Source organism: Alteromonas sp. AO-Serp (genome assembly GCF_017849675.1).
In the GTDB taxonomy this organism is placed as follows: Bacteria; Pseudomonadota; Gammaproteobacteria; order Enterobacterales; family Alteromonadaceae; genus Alteromonas; species Alteromonas macleodii.
Genome location: NZ_JAFLMX010000066.1, coordinates 1 through 1,563, shown reverse-complemented (window position 1 = coordinate 1,563; position 1,563 = coordinate 1). Strand labels below are relative to the sequence as shown.

The window sequence follows — 1,563 nt, the reverse complement described above, 5'->3', positions numbered from 1 at the left end:
TTGATGAGTCGTTAATTATCAAAGGCACCTACTCATTTGAAACTGGGGTAAAAAGCTCCGAAACGCTGCTCGCCATGTCGCCGCACCCTACCGCTGTGTTTGCGTGTAACGATGAGATTGCAGCGGGTACGTTGTTTGGTGCAAGAATGAAGGGGGTAGATGTTCCTCAAGAACTCGCAATTGCCGGGTTTGAGAACAGCCCCTTTTCCCGACAGACCTTTCCGCCGTTAACTACGGCATCTCAGCCAACGAATGAGATAGCGCAGCATGCTGCGGCGTCGTTAATTCAGTATTTACGAGCTAAGAAAGCCAAAGCTGCCCACGACAATCTTAACCATACTTTCATCCCGGAACTGGTAGTGCGCGCGTCAACCGAGAAACAGTAATGAACAAATTACCTCAAGAAATCGTGATTGTGGGTGGCGGAACAGCAGGCTGGATGACGGCGTGCTACTTGGCAAGAACCGCTGAGTTGATGGCCAATAACAGTAATGTACCTGCCTGCGCCCCTAAAATAACGCTTCTTGAGTCTGCGGTTATCAGCACCGTTGGCGTAGGCGAAGGTTCAACGCCTTATCTGCGCCACTTTTTTGAGTTTTTGGGAATAAATGAAAATGAGTGGATGCTGCGATGCAGCGCTACTTATAAGATGGGCATTAGCTTTGAGCGTTGGACAGCAACGGCTGAATCAAAAACAACGCGCCCCCTGTTCACCGATTCAGACAGCTATTTTCACCCATTCTTCTCTTCTTTAGATATTCCCACCGCGGATATGTACTTCAATGCGGTAAATGAATACAGAAAAGGCGCTTCGCACGACATTAACCCGTCGCACTACTTTACTGCTGCGCACATGGTAGAAAAAGGCATTACGCCCGACGCCATTTGTAGCTCTGCGAATATTGATTACGCCTATCATTTTGATGCAGGGCTGTTAGGCGACTTCTTGAAAGAATACGCGTTAAACAAAGGGGTGTCTCATCAAATAGGCACTGTGGCAAATGTTGAAAGTCATGAGCACACTATTACCTCGCTAAAACTGGATGACGGAAATACATTAAGCGCAGACTTTTTTATTGATTGCTCGGGGTTTCGTGGGCTTCTTGGCAAACAAGCCCTGTCTAGAAGGTTTACAAGCTATGCCGACACCTTATTTAACGATGCTGCCGTAGCCATTGCCAGCGACGCAACAGCATCACCAGAAACTGCACTACAAACTCGCTCTATTGCGCTTAGTCACGGCTGGCAGTGGCACATTCCGCTAACTAGTCGCACCGGCAACGGGTATGTGTACAGTTCACAATTTTGCACTGAAGCCCAAGCAGAAGAAGAACTTAGACTTGCATTAGAACCAGACCATCCCCATCAGCAAGCCCGGCATTTGAAAATGACGGTAGGCAGACTAGAAGAACATTGGAAAGGTAATTGTTTAAGCATAGGGTTGTCTCAGGGCTTTATTGAACCATTGGAAGCTACTGCACTTATGCTGGTGCAGTACGCACTGCATCACTTTATCGATTGCTGGCAAAGTAACAATCCGCGAAGAGAGGTACGCTATAATTC

At 47.6% G+C, this 1,563-nt stretch carries 2 protein-coding genes; both read left to right on the top strand.

What is annotated here, in order from left to right:
• On the top strand, window positions 1-386 hold a 386-nt coding region (locus tag QVA83_RS05500), incomplete at its 5' end, for a substrate-binding domain-containing protein (protein ID WP_287498222.1).
• On the top strand, window positions 386-1,563 hold a 1,178-nt coding region (locus QVA83_RS05495; RefSeq protein ID WP_287498221.1), incomplete at its 3' end, for a tryptophan halogenase family protein. The genes QVA83_RS05500 and QVA83_RS05495, both read left to right, overlap by 1 nt.